General features: G+C 37.9%; 14 protein-coding genes. 4 read left to right on the top strand and 10 right to left on the bottom strand.

Annotation, left to right across the window (positions count from 1 at the left end):
• Positions 1–209 precede the first annotated feature (209 nt).
• Positions 210–1,442, top strand: a complete 1,233-nt coding sequence (locus RB215_RS17420; RefSeq protein WP_309217282.1) for a hypothetical protein — start codon at positions 210–212, stop codon at positions 1,440–1,442.
• A gap of 54 nt (positions 1,443–1,496) precedes the next feature.
• Here RB215_RS17420 and RB215_RS17415 read toward each other — a convergent pair whose 3' ends face one another.
• Positions 1,497–2,699: an IS256 family transposase gene (locus tag RB215_RS17415; RefSeq protein WP_008465246.1), complete on the bottom strand. Its 1,203-nt coding sequence runs from the start codon at positions 2,697–2,699 to the stop codon at positions 1,497–1,499.
• A 168-nt stretch (positions 2,700–2,867) separates the two neighbouring features.
• Between RB215_RS17415 and RB215_RS17410 the strand changes: the two genes are divergently transcribed.
• Positions 2,868–3,842 carry a WYL domain-containing protein gene (locus RB215_RS17410; protein ID WP_309217281.1) on the top strand — a complete coding sequence of 325 codons (975 nt, stop codon included), beginning with the start codon at positions 2,868–2,870 and terminating at the stop codon, positions 3,840–3,842.
• A gap of 73 nt (positions 3,843–3,915) precedes the next feature.
• The gene (locus RB215_RS17405; RefSeq protein ID WP_309217280.1) at positions 3,916–5,010 is read left to right on the top strand and encodes a cell division protein FtsZ; all 1,095 of its coding nucleotides are present in this window, start codon (positions 3,916–3,918) and stop codon (positions 5,008–5,010) included.
• Positions 5,011–5,051: 41 nt separating this feature from the next.
• Here RB215_RS17405 and RB215_RS17400 read toward each other — a convergent pair whose 3' ends face one another.
• The 3 genes from RB215_RS17400 to RB215_RS17390 form a co-directional block, all read right to left on the bottom strand.
• On the bottom strand, positions 5,052–6,614 hold the full coding sequence (locus RB215_RS17400) for a tyrosine-type recombinase/integrase (protein ID WP_309217278.1): 1,563 nt from the start codon (positions 6,612–6,614) through the stop codon (positions 5,052–5,054).
• Between the two features lie 123 nt (positions 6,615–6,737).
• Complete coding sequence (locus RB215_RS17395) at positions 6,738–7,598, bottom strand: hypothetical protein (protein ID WP_309217277.1); 861 nt, start codon at positions 7,596–7,598, stop codon at positions 6,738–6,740.
• Positions 7,599–7,864: 266 nt separating this feature from the next.
• Positions 7,865–8,314, bottom strand: a complete 450-nt coding sequence (locus RB215_RS17390; protein WP_309217275.1) for a hypothetical protein — start codon at positions 8,312–8,314, stop codon at positions 7,865–7,867.
• A gap of 260 nt (positions 8,315–8,574) precedes the next feature.
• On the opposite strand from RB215_RS17390, the gene RB215_RS17385 reads away from it, so the two are divergent.
• Positions 8,575–8,829, top strand: coding sequence for a YfhL family 4Fe-4S dicluster ferredoxin (locus RB215_RS17385; protein ID WP_011329785.1), 255 nt, complete (start codon positions 8,575–8,577; stop codon positions 8,827–8,829).
• Between the two features lie 55 nt (positions 8,830–8,884).
• Here RB215_RS17385 and nagB read toward each other — a convergent pair whose 3' ends face one another.
• The 6 genes from nagB to RB215_RS17355 all read right to left on the bottom strand — a co-directional run bounded on the left by nagB (position 8,885) and on the right by RB215_RS17355 (position 15,645).
• The gene (gene nagB / locus RB215_RS17380; RefSeq protein ID WP_011329786.1) at positions 8,885–9,691 is read right to left on the bottom strand and encodes a glucosamine-6-phosphate deaminase; all 807 of its coding nucleotides are present in this window, start codon (positions 9,689–9,691) and stop codon (positions 8,885–8,887) included.
• A gap of 1 nt (position 9,692) precedes the next feature.
• A complete protein-coding gene (locus RB215_RS17375; RefSeq protein WP_309217274.1) occupies positions 9,693–10,568 on the bottom strand; it encodes an ROK family protein in 876 nt (291 codons plus the stop codon).
• Positions 10,568–11,275 (bottom strand): N-acetylmannosamine-6-phosphate 2-epimerase, encoded by a 708-nt coding sequence (locus tag RB215_RS17370; RefSeq protein WP_011329788.1) that lies wholly within the window; start codon positions 11,273–11,275, stop codon positions 10,568–10,570. The genes RB215_RS17375 and RB215_RS17370 overlap by 1 nt, the downstream gene beginning before the upstream one ends.
• A gap of 19 nt (positions 11,276–11,294) precedes the next feature.
• Complete coding sequence (locus RB215_RS17365; RefSeq protein ID WP_309217273.1) at positions 11,295–13,733, bottom strand: sodium:solute symporter; 2,439 nt, start codon at positions 13,731–13,733, stop codon at positions 11,295–11,297.
• A 148-nt stretch (positions 13,734–13,881) separates the two neighbouring features.
• Positions 13,882–14,586, bottom strand: coding sequence for a transcriptional regulator NanR (locus RB215_RS17360; protein ID WP_197107792.1), 705 nt, complete (start codon positions 14,584–14,586; stop codon positions 13,882–13,884).
• Positions 14,587–14,667: 81 nt separating this feature from the next.
• Positions 14,668–15,645: a DUF4862 family protein gene (locus RB215_RS17355; RefSeq protein ID WP_197107794.1), complete on the bottom strand. Its 978-nt coding sequence runs from the start codon at positions 15,643–15,645 to the stop codon at positions 14,668–14,670.
• Between the last annotated feature and the right edge of the window lie 95 nt (positions 15,646–15,740).

Here is a 15,740-nt window from a genome sequence, read left to right as displayed (position 1 = left end):
TTGCGAGATATTAGATTTTATCTGAGCACTATTTAAATAAGCTGAGAATGTAGTTGAATATAAAATTATTATTTAAGTTGTTAGTAGTTTTCTCGTTGGCCTTTTCTTTTGTTGTTTTGGCAAAAGAGGCAAGTGGTATCAGCCTACTAATATAAGTGCTTTTCGTAAATACTAATTATTAGGTGAGTTTCAAAATAATAGGGAAATATATGTTAAGAAAATTAACAGCTGTACATTTTATTGAAAAGAAAGATGAAGATAAGAAGCTTAAAGAAATTAACGCAAAAAGCAACTTATGGGAAAGCGGCGATTGGAGTGTTTCAGAAGCTAGAGCCCAAGAACTTGTTGGCGGGAGAATATACATTCATAAGGCGCAAAGGTTACCATCACATAAAGGTGGAACAGTCCAATCCTATGAAAAAGTAAGTGATACAAGATTTAAATTTGTCTTCGTTGCCGAGGAAGGTTGTGAGAATGTGACAGAGGTCAATTGGCCTGCAGGTGAAAAAAAGTTTATATGGAGTGAAGTGCCTAATTATTATGTGATTGGTAGCAAATATGGCGGAAATTCGAACTCATTTAAGGATGTTTTACCTTTAATGATAAAGAGTAATGTTATTGCTGTTGGTTTTAATTTCTCTGAAGACATGAGTGAGTTTTTGGGGAAATCACAGAATGAAATCGTTGAGTATTTGAAAAATAAAAATGAGCCTAAAGAGTCGTACTCTACATTAAAGCACTTCTTGAGTTTAAAGCCTGGAGATCTTATTGCAGTAAAACTACATAGTGCCCCTCAAGGAAATAGACCTAGATTAGTTATTGGTGCTTATGCTGTTGTAAAAGGCATTGAAAAGCCTCTTTACCGTCATTCAGCTGAATTGGGTCATACAATAGAAGTTGACTTTATAGATACTGAAATTAATTATGAAGTTCCGTTTGGATATGGTGGAACAATTCATAAAATAGAGAGCGTCGACCGAATAAATGCTATCTTTTCACATTATTCTGCAGAAGCAGCTACATCAGAGGAAGTAGAAGTATCTGATGTTACAGATATTGATGATGTTTTAATTTCTAGATCAGCAAGATATATATCTCGTAGGGTACACAATAGAATACAAAAAAAATTACTTCATGAATTAAGAAATAAATATGGTATCAGTGCGGTTAAGCCCGAGGTTAATTACATAGATATTCTTGTAGAGCTCGAAGATAAATATATTATTTTTGAAGTTAAATCTTCACTTTCAGCGGAACGATGTATAAGAGAAGCTCTAGGCCAAATTTTGCAATATGGTAGTGAGCTTTCAAAGACTACAAATAAGACTATTGAATATGTTGTAGTTGGACCTAATACAATCGATGATTCTGCAGAATCATATTATAAATTTGTAGTAGAAAATATTTCAATCCCTTTAAGTTATACTTTTTTTAGCGCATAGCGCTTATGATGGTGATAAATGAGGGCGTTCAGAATTCTGTGTCAGCCTAAGTTGCTAAATATCTAGCACACCATCTAACCTACCTTCGAAGTGGATGGCCAATTGCGACAATGTCAGATTCCAATTATGGATTGGCATTGTCCATTTCTTCGAGGCATTCAATATGCCTGCATACAATAATTTCATCAAGCTGTTTTCATTAGGGAATGCTCCCTTAGTCTTGGTGAGTCGTCTAAACTGACGATGTACAGCTTCAATTGCATTTGTGGTATAAATAGCTTTTCGCACGTAATCTGGATACTTGAAGTAAACCGACAGATTGCCCCACTTTCGACGCCAAGACTCGATAACGATAGGGTATAACTTGCCCCATTTGGCATCTAATTCGGCGAGAGCGGCTTCTGCTGCATCTTTAGTGGCTGCCTTATAAACGGGTTTCAAGTCAGCCATAAACTCTTTTTGGTGCTTTGAAGCAACATACTTCATCGAATTACGAATTTGATGAATAACGCACTCCTGCACTTCGGCGTCAGGATAGATTGTTGCTATTGCTTCAGGGAAGCCTTTTAGTCCATCAACACAGGCAATTAAAATATCGGATACACCACGATTATGTAAATCTGTTAATACTGATAGCCAATAGTTAGCCCCTTCACTTTCAGAGATATATAAACCAAGTAACTCTTTGCGGCCCTCGATATTGACACCTAGTACGGTATAAATAGCCTTACTCACGTAGCGCCCATTTTCTTTAATCTTATAATGAATAGCATCAAGCCAGATAAACGGGTAAAGCGTGTCTAAGCTGCGCGCTTGCCATGCTTTAAGCTCTGGTATCAGTTGGTCTGTTACGGCAGTGATGGTGGCCTCTGATACCTCAACGCCATACATATCCTGTATGTGGCCTCGAATATCTCGGTAGCTCATACCTAAAGCAAACATAGATAGGATTTTCTCATCAATTTCAGGCGTTAACTTGGTTTGGTTCTTTTTAACAAGCTGAGGTTCAAACGAACCTGAACGATCTCTGGGCGTTTCAAGTTCGAATTGACCTATGGATGACTTAACTGTTTTTTTGGTTGAACCATTTTTACGGTTAACTTGGGTCTCAGATTCTAAATGCTGCTCTAATTCAGCTTTAAGAGCCGCTTCGGTGAGTTGTTTAATTAATGGTGTTAGAACACCGTCTTCGCCAGTAAGGCCTTTACCAGCTTGAAGTTCAGCTAATGCTTTGTTGAAGTCGAAAGATTGAGTCATGTGTCACTCCTGTTTTCTTAATAATACTGAAATGACACAGATTTCTAAACACTACCTGATAAATTTAAATTTCTCGCCATCATAACTCAATTTATTGGCAAAATTTCATGTTTAGTTTTGCTTTATTAAAGTAGGAAGATTTTAACCTTAAACTTGATTAAGTCATTAATGAATTCAAATCGTCATTTATTTATTCTCGAGCTTGTGCCAATGGGGCCAAGCTCTATCTCGACACAACAATTACAACAGCAATTAATTGAACGAGGTATTGTTTTATCAACTCGGATGCTGCAGCGAGACCTACAATCACTTTATGAGCAAGGTTGCTTTGGGCTTGAAAAAGATGCCCGCAGTAAGCCCTATGGCTGGTCTATCAATGCGCAGTGGCGAGGTGGTAATACAAAAGTAATGAGCAGTGAAATGGCTGAACACTATTTGCTGTTGGAGCAGTTATTACCGCAATCAGTCCCGAGTGACGTTAAGCAGTCAGTGCATATTAAAGCAGAGCAGGCTCTTAAACGTTTTAATGGTCATGTGCCTGACTGGCTTGCAACCCTGCCTAAACCGTCGTTAAAAGTGAATGTTGATACTCAGTTAGTGACGCAAATTGAGCATGCGATTAAGCATAAGCGTGCGGTGAGCGCTGAGCTTTATAGGGTGCTTTATGATGAGGCACATTGGCTAAAATTTGCTGAATTGAGCTTTTATAACTTAGTCGAGCAAGGCGGCGTTTTAATGGCGCAGTTTATGGTGGGGTCGCTTCACGATAAATGTTACCAGATGCCGGTTTACCGCATTCGTAATGTACACATTTTGCAAAAAACACGACGTGAGCCAAACAATGAGCAGTTAAAGTCGCTGCGCAGTGCGATTAATAAAGGCATGAAGCAAGAAACGATCGAGTTAATTGTAAAAGTGCCTAACCACTCTGCAGTTAATCAAGGCTTTATTGAGCTTGGCGAGCTGATTGACAAGCAACAGATTGACGATAAAAACGTATTATTTACCTACCAAACTACTGATACCGAGCAGTTGACCGATGAGCTATTTAAATGTGCCCATTGGCTAGAGGTGATCAAACCCGAAAAGCTGCGACAAAGAATTGTTAGCAAGCTTCAAGCGGCCGCTAACATTTATAAATAACTCCTACTAGTTTGGGTGCGTCAAAAATTGACGTACCTGTTTGCTATGCTCCTTTAAAAGTTAAGGAGTAGTTATGTTTCAATTAATTCAGCAAAATGATGGTTTATCAATCGGTGTATTTGGCATTGGCGGGTGTGGCTGTAATACGCTTAACAGTATTTTTGAACAACGCGAGTCTGAGCAGGCATTCTTGTACAGTGTTAATACCGACAAAGTGGTACTTGAACATACACAGAGTGATGAAGCAGTACTGATAGGTGCAGATCTCACTCATGGGTATGGTGCAGGGGCCGATCCCAAAGTTGGACTGCAAGCGGCGGAAGAAAGTAAAGATCAGCTTTTAACGCTTATTAATGGCTGCGATATAATTCTGTGTGCAACAGGGTTGGGTGGCGGTACAGGGACTGGTGCTAGCCCGTATATTGCACAACTTGCTAGTGAGCAAGGTAAGCCCATTATATTTGTTGCTACATTGCCATTTAGTAGTGAAGGGCAGTTTAGAAGCAATATAGCGCAAGCAGGTTTAAATGAGCTTAAAGAGCATGCTAATGCAGTTATTACGCTCCCTAACGATCAACTTATTGAAGTGCTAGGCAACGATATAGGGTTATTTGATGCGTTTAAACACTCAAACCAAATACTCCACTCACTGATAAAATCATTAATCGATATGCTGTGCTTTCAAGGCCTAATAAACGTTGATTTAAACGATTTTGCGAAAATTATGGATTGCCAGGGTGATGCAGTCCTAGGTGTTGGTAAATGCGATGAAGAAAGCGAGCTTACTACTGCACTTGATAGTGCACTCAATAACCCACTGGTTAATCAAGTTGATATGTCATCAAGTACGGGTGTAATAATACAAGTAAATTGCAAAGATGAAATTTCACTCGGTAGTTATAACCTCATTACCGATACAGTACGTCAGCAGGTAAGCCCAAACGCGTTAGTTATTTGTGGTGTTTCAAGAATAGAAAGCCTAGCGACTAACTATGAGTTACTGGTAATTGCTACGGGAGCCAGTACTAAAATGGTTACTGATGACCTTAGTAAAGACAAAAAGCCTGAGGAAAAAGCTAACAAGCCTAGGCCAAAGCCATCTGATATTTTTGACATCCCTGCTTTTATAAGAAATCAATCTGCACCACCTAGTAAAAGCTCTTTATAGGTTTGTAAATAACGACAACGCTGTATAGCAATATGTAAGCGCTACTCTAATATTTGCAAAGGACGGCGCTTTTTAAGCTTTTGGGTTTGCTGAACTATATTACCCAAGATAGTTGAATAAGCACTTACTGTGCTTTTGACTTTGGCGATGAATTTATTTGAATTATCTAATTTTAAAAATGATTTTTTAGTCGTTTTGATTTTTAACTTAGCCTGTATTTTTACTTCTTTAAGTATTTCCTTCTCAAATAGTGAAAAGTTTTTATAAAGTGCTTTAATATCAGTGCTATATATTTTATTCGAGTGGTCATAATGTTTACTCATCGGATCGTGATCAGAAACAGAGTGATGAAGCATTTTTTTAGACTCAATTTCAGCAATTGTTGATGACCCAATTTTTTTAGTTAGCACTTCTTTCATATGTGACTTTAAGAAGCTGCGAAGTAAAGTTGGAAATGCTCCGGCTGAGCCTTTTATATTTATGTTATCTCGCGGGGCCGCTACCATGTCTTTTGGCGCATGATATTTAAGAGTTCGGTTTAAACTCTCTTTACTAATGGGTTTTGAGTTGTCTTTAACCTTGCAAAATAAGTAGGTGCGGTTTATGTCTGGGTTTAATTTTAACTCTTGCTGTATTGCTTTTTTCATCTCGGGTGTGAGTTGTATTTTAAACTCTTTTTGGTTTTTCATAGCACCGCGAGTGGTATGGGTTGTTTCAGGAAACGTTAAAAATTTAGGATTATTTAAATCATCTATATACGACAGGCGCAAGTTGCAAATATTTATGGGTCTTAGCCCTGTAAACATCATCAACAGAACAGCATTTATTAATGTATTATTTTTAGCTATTTTTAGGTTTATGTATAGCTGAGAAATTAGAGATATTTCAGTATATGCCTTACAAGGAATAGGCTTCGCCGTTCGAGAAGATATATAATTATTGTCTACCTCTAGGAATGGATTAGTGCCGTTATTATATTTATTTTTTGCGAACACCCACAGTTTTTTCATCTGCTCGAATAGCTTAGCCACATGCGGACCACTTTTCTCTGTTAGTAGTTGGTCAAGTGTTGCTTCTATTATCTCAGGCGTAATAGTCTGAAATAACGTATTTTTACCAAATGCATTTTGAATTGCATTAAGGTAAGAGGTATATGTGTTTACTGTGGTTTCAGCTAACTTGCTAGGGCTATGTTTATTAATTGCCTGTAAGTTTTCTATTTGTTTACTCACTACAAATTCGAATGTGTAATTAGAGGTGTTCTTTTTGTATATTTCTGCCGCTTTTAATTTCGCTGCTGAAAAACTCATATCATTAGAATCACCAAGCTTGATATTTTTTATGCCATGTTCTTTTTTAAAATGAGTAAAAAATTTAATGATGCCATCATGCTGGAATACAATTCTTATTTGATCTTTAAGCTGATACTTTGAAAGCCTTTTTCCTTTTTCTTGCGCCAATATAATAGTGGCAAGACTGGCTAGCTCTTCCATTGACTCGTCATTGTATGGAGGCTTATTCGCATTAAATTCAGCCATGCAAAGATCGCGACTTTTAATCGTGACCTCACATGGTTTTATTGAATTTAATACTGATGTTGCCATTAATATATAAGCCTTAAAAAAGTTAAAATCATCAAATAACTGATGAGGTATCGCTCCAATAAGGCAATGATATGAAATTAATTTTTTTTACAAAAACTTTGGTAAGTCGAAATTAAACTTTTTTTAATTATTTTTTGCTTTAGCTTCTTGGTCACTTAAATACCTCTCAACGACAGCTCTTCCTTCTTCGGTTAAGATCAAATCTTTTGCTACTCTGCCCGTATCTCCTAATGGCTGGTTAATGAAGTTTACATAACTGCCTTTATGAACCAAATGAGCTTTAACTCTATCTCTCAGTGCTTTTTTTTCGTTATTTTCTTTTAGGTTTTTAGCTTGTTTACTTTGCATACCTGTGAGTCTGAGTTGTTGGCTTTCGAGTTCTTTGGCTCTTTTTAAAATACTGGCTTCATGAATTTTAAAAACATTAAATTTTAATTTTGTAGAGGTTCCAAATAGCTCTTCAGATTTATCATAATTTAAGCCGTTTGGATCGTCTTCTTTTCTAAGGTGATGAAGTGCGAGTCTTGTGAGTTCTTCTGCATGCTTAAAATGATAGCCGTTGGCAACCATAATCGCTTTTGCGTTGGATTTAAAAAAGCTTCGGCACATCGTGCAAAATGCACCTGCAGATCCTTTCATTACAATATTTCTTTTATCTCCTTTTACTGCATCAACAGGTGAGTAATCTTTAATGATTTTGTCTAGCGACCTTTTAGCAAATGGTTTGTTAAGATCGCGAGGCTGAAGAAATATATGGTCAGGGTTACAGTTGGGTAATGCATTTTCCATCCAGGCTCTTTGTTCTAAAATAATGGCGCGCATGGCTTTGGTTAATGGCAGCTTATATTCTTTTTGGTTTTTCATTTCTCCACGAACCCCAACAACAGATGCCGGAAAGGTAATTATGGTTGGAAAGTCGATACTATTGAGCCACTCCCACTTCATTTGTGGAATATTAATAGGGCGAATGCCTGTCAAAATCATAAATCGCGCAGCATTTTTTTGATGTACATTTGGGGCCGATGCTAGATTTATCCATAATTCAGCTATCGAATCTAAGTCTGTATAAACTTGGCAAGGACGAGGGCTTTCTACACGGTCAGATACGTAAAAGTCATCGATATCAGCAGCTGGGTTTTTACCTGAGTTAAATTTGTTTCTGGCAAATCGCCATACTCTTCTAATTTGTGCAAAAAGCTCAATTGCTTGGTTGTTAGATTCTGTTTTTATAATTATATCTACAATCTTTTCTAACTCTCCAGCTGTAAGAGACTGGAACGCTCTCTTAAGCTTTGTTCATATGCATCAAACACAGTTTTAATATTATGATTATTTAAAACGCCATATTTCATTTGTTCAGTGAGCTTACGCGCTTTTGCTATTGTTAATTCAGGTGCTTCACCTAACTTGGTATTAGCTATGCCAGATGATTTAGGGAAAGCTGAGTAAAAAGATACTGTTCCAGATAGGGTAAATATAAGACGAAGATTGTGTTGTGCCTCATATTTCGATAATCGCTTCGTATCTTGCTTCTTAACCTCTTGTTTTGATTTTTCTTTTTCCTCAAAAAAGATGATTTGAGAGGCCAAAATAACACAGCGATTTATGTGCTGCATAGAAAATGGCGATTTAAGTTGCTTCCATTCTAGTTTCGCTTTCGTGTATTGAGCTTTGGTAAGCGTTGATAGTGATTTTTTCACTTTGATTAAACCTATATAAATAAAGGCCTTGCGGCGATTTTTATTGATTAAGATCAACAAAGCAACAGAGAAAGATAGGCATAATTCGCGGCTGTAATTTACACCCAAAAATAAAAATTTGTGTTACTAATTTGTGTTACGATTTAATGAAAAATAGCGGTTTTTTATTAAACTAGAACTGCACAAAAGTTAGCCTTTACACACCTTTGTTTTTACTTATCTTTTTGTTTTATAATGATATTAATTGAAAAGGCTAAAAAATGGCTCTACTCATAAATAACAAATGCATTAACTGCGATATGTGCGATCCAGAGTGCCCAAATGAGGCTATTTATATGGGGGCTAAAATATATCAAATAGATCCCAGTAAATGCACTGAATGCGTAGGTCATTATGATAAACCTACTTGCGTAAGTGTCTGCCCAATTGATTGTATTAAGCCAGACCCAACCCATAGTGAAACTATTGATGAGCTTGCCGATAAGTACGTAAGGTTAACTAGTAGTTGTGGCTAACTGCTAAGCGTACTGTTTTAAAGCTGATTAACAGTACGCTTAGTAATATTCGTTTTTATAAGTCAGGGAAGTGGCCAAAAGCTTGATTTATTTCATGGTTTTGCTGACTGACCCAAGTAAAGTAATCTTTATTAGCTAATAAACTGGCGGCATCGTTGTCGATTATCACTATCGCGTTTTTATGCATTTGTAAAATTGACGCCGGGCAACTTGCCGAAAGTGGGCCGTTTACCATGTCATTTACCGCTTGTGCTTTATTTTTACCCGTGGCAATTAATAACACATACTTAGCGTCCATTATGGTAGCAATACCCATGGTCATCGCCATTTTTGGTTGTTGCTCATCGTCTGAAAACATTCTGCTGTTGTCTGATACGGTTTGCTCAGTTAGCGATTTGATCCGGGTGCGAGATGCAAAGCTTGATGAGGGTTCATTAAAGCCAATATGGCCATTGCCGCCAATGCCTAAAAGTTGCAGATCTAAGCCTCCGAGTGCCGCTATTTGCTGCTCAAAATGTTCACCTTGTTTTCTAGGATCTTGTTTGGCGTTACAAGTTGGTAAATGGGTGTTGTTTTTATCTATATCTATGTGATCGAACAGTTGGCTGTTCATAAAGTAACGGTAGCTATTACTATTATTTTCATCGATGTCGTAATACTCATCTAAATTAAACGTATTTACCTGAGCAAAACTAATATGCTTATTTTTATACATCGATACTAGCTGCTTATATAAATCAATAGGCGTGCTACCTGTAGCTAGGCCTATATTTGCATTGTTTTTTGCTAAAATTAACTTTTGTAGCAACGTTGCTGCATTTTCAGCAACAGCTTTTTTATCATCAAATATAAGTACTTGCATTTTACTTCTCTATTAATTGACTTTTAGCGTAGTGATGCACACCGATTAAATCGGCATCTGCACCCGATACCGGCTGTAACAAGGTTACTTGATAAATTGCCGGTGCTTGTTGAATTTTTTCAGCTACTTTATTAAAAAATAATGCTGACAAACCCACACTGCCTCCAATAACAACTGTTTCGTTGCCAAATGTGGCTTTCATATTAAATATCAGCTCGGCCACGGCCGATGCGGCATTATCAATAATTTCGGCTACTTCAGGATGCTCAGCGTAGTTTGTAAATACGTCTTTTGCATTGAGTGTTTTACCCAGTGCTTTGCTGGCGTGTTTAGCAATAGCAGTGCCTGAGGCAATTGACTCAACACAGTTTGTTCTGCCGCAGTGGCAGCTGTAGTTATGGTTTGATTGAATATGTACTGTGGTGTGGCCTAGGTGGGCACAAAACCCATCGGCGCAGGTGATTATTTGGTCGTTAAATACAATGCCTGCCCCCACTCCTGTTGATACGGTAATGTAAATAAAGTTTTTATTTTTTACCTGCTCATTTACCGTGTATTCAGCCCAAGCGGCTGCAGAGGCATCGTTAATTATAGTAACGGGTAGGTTAGTTAGGCTTTCTAACTGTGCTTTTAATGGTAATTTACGACGCACAGATAAAAAATTCACAAATTCTGCGCTAACTTGGCCTGTGCAAGCAATATTAATTGAGCTGGCTTGAGGTACCCACTTTTCAATTACGGTATAAACGTATGCCGCTAAGTCATCAATATTAGTATGTATAATAGAGTCAACTTTTATTGAATTAACGATTTGGTCATTATCAATAAGTGCGCACGCTATTTTGGTGCCGCCAATATCAATGGCAATATTCATCATTAAATATCACTCTTTGCATTGTTAATACTTTGCACAAACCACCCAGTTATATGCTCAAGGCGGGTAATTGCCGAGCCAACAGTGACGCACAATGCACCGAGTTCGATTGCTTTTGCAGCGCGTTCAGGCGAGTTGTAGCGCCCTTCGGCAATCACTTTTATACCAGCACTGACTAAGTCACTTACTAATTGATAGTCGGGTTCGTTAGGGGTTGTACTTAAATCTAAATAACCAGATAGCGTGCTGCCAATAAAGGTACAGCCAGCGTCGTGTAAAAACTTGCCGCCAGCAAGGTCAGCACAGTCGGCCATAGCAATACAACCGTGTTCGTGGATGGTGTTTAACAGAGTTAGCCTATCTACTGGGCGAGGTCTATCTGTGCCATCAAACGCGATAATAGTTGCGCCGGCTTCGGCCAGGCCAATAACGTCTTCAATAAAGGGGGTTATGCGCACCTCGGTATCAGTAAGGTCGCGTTTAACAATTCCTACAATAGGAATATTACTTACTTTTGCGACCGCACGTACATTTTCAATGCCTTCAATTCGTAGTGCTTTTGCACCCCCAGCTACGGTTGCTAATGCCATAGCAACAATATGCTCAACTTTGTCCATAGGGCCATCGTCAAGAGGCTGGCATGATGCAATTAAACTACTTTGCAAATGGTTTACTAAAAAGCTCTCTAACTCTATATTTTTATTTGACATATTTTGCTCTTAAATTTGGTTATTGGTTCATTGTATATAAGGTTAATTTTGAAAGATCTTTATTGTGTGCAGGGAATAATAAACTAACTAAGTAGCCAACAATTAAGCAGGTTAAAATACCTATTGTTCCGTAAAGATAGCCATTAGCCCAGCCATATTTCCATGCTGAAATCATTAAGCTCACCCCTGAGATAATACCTACTATAGCGCCTACAGAGTTAGCACGTTTGGTTAATGCGCCAAGTATAAATATGCCACCTAATGCACCCATAAACATACCAATTACTTTAAAATAAGCTTCCATTAGTGAGCGTATTTCAGGGTCGATAAATATTAATCCAACCAAGGTGCCTAATACGCCAGAAATAAAAGTAAGGATGCGCGCTAAACTCATATAAGACTTCTCAGATTTGGCTAAATTAAAAGGTCGTACAAAGTCGGTTAATACCGTAGTGGCAATAGAGTTCATGCTGGTTGAAACCGTTGACTGCGCTGCTGCAAAAATACCCGCAATAATGAGTCCGGCTAAACCCATTGGTAGTTCATTTGATATAAACGTAGGGAAAATTTGATCAATTTGAATGGTTGGGTCAAGTTTTTCAGGGTTAAGTTGGTAAAAAGCATATAAGCCTGTACCAATACAGAAAAACAATAACGCGCCCGGCGCCGCTAATATGGCATTGGCCCAAATAGATTTAACCGCTGAGGCAGGATCTTTGGTTACCATATATCTTTGCACAACGGCTTGATCTGCAGTGTAGCTCGATAAATTTTGGCCAATACCGCCCAGCACAATAACCCAAATAGATAAGCTAGTAATACTCTCAAGGCTAAAGTCGTTATTAACTATGGTAAATTTATCGTCAGCAAAACCAATTTGTATAAAGCTATTAAAGCCATCATCGAGGCCTGCAATAATTACAGCAAAACACACAACAGCGCCAATAAGTAATACCACGGTTTGAATAGTATCAGTCCAAATAACGGCCTCAACACCACCCAGTGTGCAATACAATAAACAAAGCACTCCCATAATAAGCACGCTATCAGAGGCACTAAGAGGGGTTACTGCCGACAAAGCCAACGCGGTTAATGCCATAACAATACCCATACGGCCAATATGAAATAAGGTGAATAAGCCACTGGCAAAAAGTCGTACCGGCATATTAAATCTTTTAGATAAAAACTCATATGCACTGGTTGCATCTAGCTGTCTAAAAAAGGGAATTGCTACATATACAGCAATAGGGGCTACTGCAATTATCATCCAAATACCAATAAGTAGTACCCAGTTAGTTTGATAAACAATGGCCGGAAGGGCGATGTAAGTTAACGAGCTTAACATAGTGGCATAAATAGAGCAGGCTGCAGCCCACCAAGGTATTGACTGTCCGCCTCTAAAGTAATCGTTGGTGTTTTTATTTTTAAACATAAAATACAAACCAACCATGACCACAGAAAGTAAGTAAATCACTAAAACCAGCATGTTTTGCCAGCCAAAATCGCGGGCTGTATTACTGATTTCACCTTTAATTAAAACGGTATTGTTAGTATTTAACTCTGTTACTACTGCATAAGAGTGTTGCTGAACCTGAGTTATTTTATGAAAACGATAGTCTGACTTATTGTAATTAGACCATGCTTTAGTGATGGTATTGTATGACAAGGTTTTGCCACCTTGAGTCACTACCATAATATGAGATTGACCCAGAGGAGAGGCAAATACGAGCTTATCAATATCTACCAGTTCAGTGGGGTTATTACTTGTTACGGTTAACCATGAATTTGCAGCTTCATCAAACTCGTGTAATAAAAGTTTAGAATTAGAGTTGCTACTTTGCTCTGCGCTTTGTTGTGAAACGGCGTAAATGCGGTTTTCGTTGCCATCATTTTGCACCACAAGTTCACTGTTAATAATATTTAGATCTGTAAATAATGCTGCATTAAGTGGTGTCCACTGTTGCTGGTCATTATTTAGGGCTATTTTAAAAAAGTACCACTGCTTATCAAAACCGGTAATGTACACGTTTTGCCCAAATACTTGCGCACTTATTTTACTAAATGAACGAGGTAAGTTAGCTAACTGTTTTGAAACAATACTTTGAGATTCATCATGCCATTCTAAAACATTAACACGTGTAGATTTTACCCCATTAACTAAACCGCCCAACACAACTGTTTTGTTATTGTGCTGCACTGTAATTGCTTGCGCTCTATTACCATCAATAGGTTTGAAGTTTAATACAGTACTTATTTCATTTGTTGCTAGGTCTAGCTTATTTAATTTGGCAAAGTCGGTACTTGAAATAAACAAAGCGTCATTCGTTAAAAAATATAAAGAATCTTTATTTATAGGCAGGTGATTAGCGTTACTTTTAATAACATGCCAATCAAGCTGTGTTTTAGCAAATGCATTGCATGATGTTAAAAGTAATAAAAAAATTATAATTATTCTCATAGTGCAACTGTATACCTGTTTGTGGTGTATACCTGTTATACCACCTAGGGTGAGTGAAATCTATAGTTTTTTAACATTTGCGACACAAAAAAAGGCTAAATTTAGCCTTTTTATAATATCTATAGTTTAATTAATTATACTTAAAGTTTTAACCGTAATAATTATCAAATACATAATCAATATGGGCTGAGAGTTTTGCGTCAGCTCCCTCTACATCACCATTTTTTATACACTCAAAAATAGCAACATGGTCGTTATAACTTTGCTTATTTAATTCCACCGTATTAACGTGCTCGGGGCGAGCATCAATTAACCAGTCCATTAACGCTTGGTGTACAGCTAAAAATATTGGATTCCCTGGGATAGAAGCAATCACCCGGTGGAAGTAAATATCAGTACGTCTAAATTGACTGTCATTTTCAATAGATTTACCATTTAACTCAAGCGCTTCACCTAGTTCTTTAATTTGGCTTGGTGTTGCCGAGGCCGCTGCATGTCTAACTAAGCTAGATTCAAAAAATCGTCTTAACTGGTCAAAATATTTTAAACCATTTGGCTGTGCAAGAAAGTCTTTTGACATCCCTGATAACTCAGCGATAATAGTGTCGGCTGAGGGGCGAGTAACCCGGGTTCTTTCACCGCTACTTATTTTTACCAGGCCTTTACGCGCAAGCGCAGCTAAAGCATCCCTGATCGAAGGCCTACCGACGCCAAATGCAGCCATAAGATCTCGCTCAGAAGGCAGTGCATCACCTTCAGAAATCTCACCTTGGCGGATCATGCGTTCGAGCTCTTCTTCAACCGTTTCGGATAATTTTTTTCGTTCTACTGGGCGCGTAACTTTCAATGTCATTTAAAAACCTATCAATTGTTTAGCTATTACCCTATCGTACCATAAAATAAAGAGTTCGCTAATGTTAGCTGAAAAATATCCTTATTTGGTAGCAATATACAAACGTGCGTTGTTTATCATCGCCAATGTTTCGTCGATGTAGCGCACTCTATTCGCCAAAGATTGTTGTTGTGGCAAAATTGAAATTTTGCAGCCAACAAAGTCTAAATTAGCCAATTGTTGTAACTGCATACAACGGTTTATTTCATGCTCATTCATTGCCGACTCTTTGTTTGTTTGCTGATCAAAATTATTTATTTGCGGTGGCATATGGCTATCTTTCCAGCTGCCGTAAAGTGCAGAGTGACTGCTGGCGCCAGAAAATATGAGGCCTGTAAATAAGCCTGCTTTTATGCAAAGTTCCATATGCTTTATTGCGCCGTTTGCACTTCTTGCTTCAATTGCTGAGCGTCCCCAATTTATTGAAATACCTAGTTTATGCCTAGTGTGTAGGTTGGCCGTTGTTATAGCGCTTATTTCGTCTTCTAAACGCATAAAACCTTTTTCACTAGGCTGGTTTTCAAGCTGTGCATCACAATGCTCAAGTACCAGCTTAGCACCGTGCCAGTCCCAACTTTGTAGCTCTTGGAGCGATTTAACTAATGCCGTTATTGATGAGGTAGCCGGTGCATTTAATGCAGGCGCACTATGGATTTGAATATGTGTAACCACAGGCTTTTTAAAGTGGTTATTAAGTTGTTTTATTTGCTGATTAGCTTGTTTATAAAAGTTAATAGCTTTAAGGCGACCTGCTTCATTGTCAGATGCAATACCAAAGTGCGGATCTTTGCTAAGCTCTCCCATGGTGCCAGGAATACAGGTAACGACATAACACCAACTGTCATCTAGCTGAGCATAAAACCATTCATTATCAAACCTATGAAGTTTACCAGTAAATGGGATTTCTAAGCCGTCGATGCGTTTATTCTTTTTTAGTTGTTGGTAAAATAAATGCTCTGCCTGTTGATCCCAACTAGAATCTGATGGCACTGAAGCGTAAGCCCCTACAAGTACTTTCATGTTATTCCTTTGAAGCTGTAATTTAGTGTAAGTAATACACCATAATTATTAAAATTAGCCTAACGTCTATTCCATAGCGCTAAGGTTTTGATGTA

Source organism: Pseudoalteromonas sp. HL-AS2, assembly GCF_031198805.1.
GTDB classification, from domain to species: domain Bacteria; phylum Pseudomonadota; class Gammaproteobacteria; order Enterobacterales; family Alteromonadaceae; genus Pseudoalteromonas; species Pseudoalteromonas nigrifaciens.
Note: the sequence above shows the minus strand (reverse complement) of the source record. Positions and strands in the feature narration are given on the sequence as shown.

Bases quoted from the DNA above. Each gene is read 5' to 3' on its own strand.
- RB215_RS17420 (WP_309217282.1), top strand. From the start codon at position 210: ATGTTAAGAAAATTAACAGCTGTACATTTTATTGAAAAGAAAGATGAA.
- RB215_RS17415 (WP_008465246.1), bottom strand. From the start codon at position 2,699: ATGACTCAATCTTTCGACTTCAACAAAGCATTAGCTGAACTTCAAGCT.
- RB215_RS17410 (WP_309217281.1), top strand. From the start codon at position 2,868: ATGAATTCAAATCGTCATTTATTTATTCTCGAGCTTGTGCCAATGGGG.
- RB215_RS17405 (WP_309217280.1), top strand. From the start codon at position 3,916: ATGTTTCAATTAATTCAGCAAAATGATGGTTTATCAATCGGTGTATTT.
- RB215_RS17400 (WP_309217278.1), bottom strand. From the start codon at position 6,614: ATGGCAACATCAGTATTAAATTCAATAAAACCATGTGAGGTCACGATT.
- RB215_RS17395 (WP_309217277.1), bottom strand. From the start codon at position 7,598: ATGATTTTGACAGGCATTCGCCCTATTAATATTCCACAAATGAAGTGG.
- RB215_RS17385 (WP_011329785.1), top strand. From the start codon at position 8,575: ATGGCTCTACTCATAAATAACAAATGCATTAACTGCGATATGTGCGAT.
- nagB (WP_011329786.1), bottom strand. From the start codon at position 9,691: ATGCAAGTACTTATATTTGATGATAAAAAAGCTGTTGCTGAAAATGCA.
- RB215_RS17375 (WP_309217274.1), bottom strand. From the start codon at position 10,568: ATGATGAATATTGCCATTGATATTGGCGGCACCAAAATAGCGTGCGCA.
- RB215_RS17370 (WP_011329788.1), bottom strand. From the start codon at position 11,275: ATGTCAAATAAAAATATAGAGTTAGAGAGCTTTTTAGTAAACCATTTG.
- RB215_RS17365 (WP_309217273.1), bottom strand. From the start codon at position 13,733: ATGAGAATAATTATAATTTTTTTATTACTTTTAACATCATGCAATGCA.
- RB215_RS17360 (WP_197107792.1), bottom strand. From the start codon at position 14,586: ATGACATTGAAAGTTACGCGCCCAGTAGAACGAAAAAAATTATCCGAA.
- RB215_RS17355 (WP_197107794.1), bottom strand. From the start codon at position 15,645: ATGAAAGTACTTGTAGGGGCTTACGCTTCAGTGCCATCAGATTCTAGT.